This is a genomic window from Candidatus Eisenbacteria bacterium (assembly GCA_035712145.1).
Classification (GTDB): domain Bacteria; phylum Eisenbacteria; class RBG-16-71-46; order RBG-16-71-46; family RBG-16-71-46; genus DASTBI01.
In genome coordinates, this window is the sequence record DASTBI010000157.1 from 1 (window position 1) to 4,053 (window position 4,053).

At 65.8% G+C, this 4,053-nt stretch carries 4 protein-coding genes; 2 read left to right on the forward strand and 2 right to left on the reverse strand.

Going from position 1 to position 4,053, the window contains the following annotated elements:
* Positions 1-207: 207 nt before the first annotated feature.
* Positions 208-930: a class I SAM-dependent methyltransferase gene (locus VFQ05_09780; protein ID HET9327050.1), complete on the reverse strand. Its 723-nt coding sequence runs from the start codon at positions 928-930 to the stop codon at positions 208-210.
* Positions 931-1,048: 118 nt separating this feature from the next.
* Positions 1,049-1,561 carry a putative Ig domain-containing protein gene (locus tag VFQ05_09785; protein HET9327051.1) on the reverse strand — a complete coding sequence of 171 codons (513 nt, stop codon included), beginning with the start codon at positions 1,559-1,561 and terminating at the stop codon, positions 1,049-1,051.
* Between the two features lie 169 nt (positions 1,562-1,730).
* Here VFQ05_09785 and VFQ05_09790 point away from each other — a divergent pair, with 169 nt between their 5' ends.
* Both VFQ05_09790 and VFQ05_09795 read left to right on the forward strand, forming a co-directional pair.
* Positions 1,731-2,144, forward strand: coding sequence for a hypothetical protein (locus VFQ05_09790; protein ID HET9327052.1), 414 nt, complete (start codon positions 1,731-1,733; stop codon positions 2,142-2,144).
* A gap of 572 nt (positions 2,145-2,716) precedes the next feature.
* A partial coding sequence (locus VFQ05_09795) for a mechanosensitive ion channel domain-containing protein (protein HET9327053.1) occupies positions 2,717-4,053 on the forward strand: 1,337 nt, incomplete at its 3' end.

Genomic DNA, 4,053 nt, shown 5'->3' on the forward strand with positions numbered 1-4,053 from the left:
GCACGGCGCCTGGGTCGCGTTTGCGAGCCGAGGGAACCCCGGATGGCCGAAGTACGAGCTGCAGCGCAGGGCGACCATGCGGTTCGACAAGACCTCGGAAGTCGTGAACGATCCCCGATCCACCGAACGGGCACTGTGGGAGGGGGTGCGCTAGCCTCGCACCGATGGAGATCGGAGGACGCTCGAGCGCGCGCAATCTGGTGATCTTCACCGCAGCACGTAGAGCACCCAGGGGGCGATCGTCGTCTCGCTCACCCAAGAGTACGGCTCGGTCGATTTGCCCAACGGTCGATGGACCTGAATGGGCACGACTTCCGCGCGCCGGTAGACCTCCAGCCAGTCCTCGTGGGTCCACAAGATGTCCTCGACCGGACGGCGATCCGGAACGTCGAGCATGACGATGCGCACCCTCTCGCCGCTTCGAGCGGTCCGGTTCTCGGGGAAATCCTTGGTGGAGAACGATGTCCACTCGTGCAGATAGATCTCGGGTGCGGAGACGAGATTGACGATTCGGCCATCCGGCTTCAGCAGACGTCTGAGAGACCGAATCAAAGCGACCTTCTTCTCCATGGTGGGGACGTTGTCGAACGTGAAGGCGGACAACACGACGTCGTATGCCGCGGCGTCGAGGCTGCCAAAGTCGCCGCCCGGTACCAGCCGGTAGTCTCCCTGCGGATCGCGTGCGCGGGCCCGCTCGAGCATGTGCGCGGCGATGTCCACACCGACGACCTCGAAGCCCAAACCACGCAGGAAACGAGTGGAACGACCCGTGCCGCAGCCGAAGTCGAGTGCCCGGGTTCCCCGAACCTCGGCACGCAGGATCGCGGGCAGGTCCCGGAAGGCCAGGTAATAGGTGCCGGGATACTCCAGCGTCGCGTAGGAGTCGGCACGTCGGGGGTCCTCATAGACATTGGAAAAATCCTCGTTCATGAGAATCCACCGAGGAGGACCGCAGTGGGCGCCTGACCGAGCCGTCCAAAGCGAGGGAGGCGGGCGAAACCACGATGCCGGCGGCTGCACTGCCGCCGGCATCGTGTAGTCGAATGGGTCAATTGATCGTGATCGTCGTCTGCTGATCCACCCGCTGGCCGCCTTGGTCGCGCAGCGTCAGCGTGAACGTGAACGTTCCTCTCGCCGTGGGTGTGCCCTCGATCCGGTTGCCGTTCGAAGCGCTCACCAGTCGCAAGCCAGGCGGCAGTTGCCCCCCTGTGATCGACCAGGAGTAGGGCGTTTGCCCGCCGCTCCCGAATAGGTTCTGGAAGTAGGACTGCCCCAGGGTCCCCGACTTCGCCGTCGCACCCGGCATCGTGATCATCAGCGTCACCGGGCCGCGGATCGTGATGCTGAACGCCCGCGTGGCGGAGCCGCTCTGGTCCCGCACCCGCACGGTGAAGTTGCTCGTCTGCTCGCGCGTGGGCCTGCCGTGGATGAGCGTTGACTGGACCCCGAAAGACTCGTCCATGACGAGCCCGTCGGGCAGGGACCCAGCGACGATGTCGAAGAGGTCAGGGCTTCCGAAGCCGCCGGTGGTATTGATGAATTGGGAGTACTCAGCTCCCACATTGCCATCGGCGAGTGTCGACTCGATGAACGAGAGAGGTTGAGTTGCGAAGGCGGCGGTCGCAGTTGTGTTGGCGTTGAGCGTGAAGGTGCAGCTTTGATTCGTGCTTCCCGCACAAGGTCCGGCGGTCCATCCCGTGAATTCACCCGCGGAGGGGGAGGCGAACAAGGTGATGCTCGTGCCTGAGGGGAAACTGGCCGAGCATGTCGACCCGCAACTGATTCCGGCGGGAGTACTGGTGACAGTCCCGTTTCCCGAGCCGCTCAGTGACTTGTTCACTGAGACCGTGAAGTTGGTGCCGCCACCTCCCGAAGAATTGAAGGTCGCAGTGACGGTGGTGTTGCTCGTGAGCTTGATTGTGGCCGTCCCTGTTCCCGAAGTCCCGCCACCGCTCCAACCGGCGAAAACCGAGCCGGCCGCAGGCGTCGCCGTGAGGGTGACGGTCGCTCCAGAAGAGAACGACTTCGAGCAGGTCGACCCGCAGTTGATGCCGGACGGCGAACTCGTCACCGTGCCCGAGCCGGTCCCCGCCTTCCGGACCTGGAGTGTCACGCCGCCCCAGCTTGGGCTGGCGGCGTCATGACGTATCTGCGATTCCGTCGGCTGCGTCGGTGTGGATTGACGCCCGCACGCAGCGAGGAACACGAGCAGCGTGAAACAAGCCGAGATTCCGTGTTTCATCCAGGCTTTCATCGCGAACCTCACGATCTGGCCCTTGACGGTGCTGATAGCGGAGCGCACGCAAGGCGATGATGCGCGAGCCAGTTCACGACAACCCGCCCGGAAGGGCGCCACCTGGTTCCCTGCGACGAGGCGCCCCAGCTGTCGATGCGTGCACGTCCTGCCACGAAGGAAGCACAGGCCAGCAGGAACTTCGGTCCCGGCGTTGGCCTTCCAATCCAGCCGACCTCCGTTCCGTCCATCTCTTCGATCGTCTGGAGGGGGAAGTCTACGACCTTTGTCGAAGCGGCGAGAGCAAAGTCTTGCTTCGGGTGCCTCGGCCTCACAACTCTCGATCCGCCGTTCATGGAGTTCTCCTGTGCGATTGCGCGTCGGCCAGGATTGCAGCGCGCGCCCTGGTGAGTGGCTTGACTTTCGAGCATGGAAAGCACAGAAAGGGCTGTACTGGAGGTTTCCGTCCCGGAGGGGCCGCCGATGTCCAGGGGGAACAGTCTGGTCCGATCGCTGGTCCTGACGCTGGTCGTGCTGGTCGTATGGATGTCGGGTGCGCCCGTGCGGGCCGTCGCCCAGTTGCCGGTGGATTCGACGCGCGTCGACGCTCTCGAACCGCTCCCCGTCGTCGTCTGGAATCGCGAGATCACTCGGTTCCGCACTCCGCTCGAGAACCTCTCCCTGCCGGCACGCGTCCGGATCGCCACGGAGCGCATCGAGAGCACCCCGCGACTTCCGGAGTATCGCCTGGAGCAGCGCCCACTCGAGCTCGGCGGCCAGCGGGGCGTCGCCGTCCTGGCCGACGGGCGAATGCTGTTCGCGCTCTACGAGAAGGACCTCGACGCCGGGAGCGGCGAGACCCTGGACTCGGCGGGCCGGCAGGCCGTGGTCAACCTCCGCGCCTGGCTCGCCGCCCGCGACCAGCAGCTTCGATGGCCGGACTTCCTCCGCGGCGTGGCGTGGTCGATCGCAGCCACCGTCGCCGCGGCCGCGCTCCTCCTGCTCCTTGTACGCCTATCGCGGCGCTTGCGGGAGCGCATCGAGAGCCCGTCGCGCCAGCCGCAGCGCGCGATCCGCGTCGGCAAGGCCGATGTGCGCCCCTACATCCACACTGTGGAGGCCGGCCTTGTGCGCTCGCTGGCCTGGGCGCTGATCGCGAGCATCCTCTACCTCTGGCTCACGTTCGTCCTCTCGCAGTTCCCCTATACCCGGCCGTGGGGACTGCATCTCGGCGCCTACATCCTGAGCGCGCTCCAACGGCTGGGGCAGGGGTTCATCCGTTCCATCCCCAACCTCTTCTTCGTTGGCGTGATCTTCTTCGCGACGCGGCTCCTGGCACGCGTCATCAGCGCCTTCTTCCGCGGCGCGCGGTCCCAGGGGATGGAGGCCGAGATCGCCCGCGCCACCGAGCGCCTCGTGCTCGTGCTGCTCTGGGTATTCGCGCTCGTCATCGCCTATCCCTATCTGCCGGGCTCGGGGACCGCGGCGTTTCAGGGCGTGAGCGTGTTCGTCGGGATCATGGTGTCCCTGGGCGCGACCGGGATCGTGAGCCAGCTCCTGGGAGGACTCGTCGTCGTCTACAGCCGGGCGTTCGCCGTGGGTGACTACGTCAAGATCGGCGAGCACGAAGGCACGGTCACGGACATCGGCGGGCTGGCGGCCAAAGTGCTGACATTGCGAAGAGAGGAGGTCACGATCCCCCACTCGGTGCTGGTCGGAGGCGCCTCGGTCAACTACTCGCGCCAGGCCCGGAAGGAGGGCGCGGTGGTCCGCACGTTCGTGGCCGTCGGCTACGACGTGCCCTGGCGCCAGGTCGAGGC

Coding starts and splice junctions, on each gene's coding strand:
- VFQ05_09780 (HET9327050.1), bottom strand. CDS start 930: ATGAACGAGGATTTTTCCAATGTCTATGAGGACCCCCGACGTGCCGAC.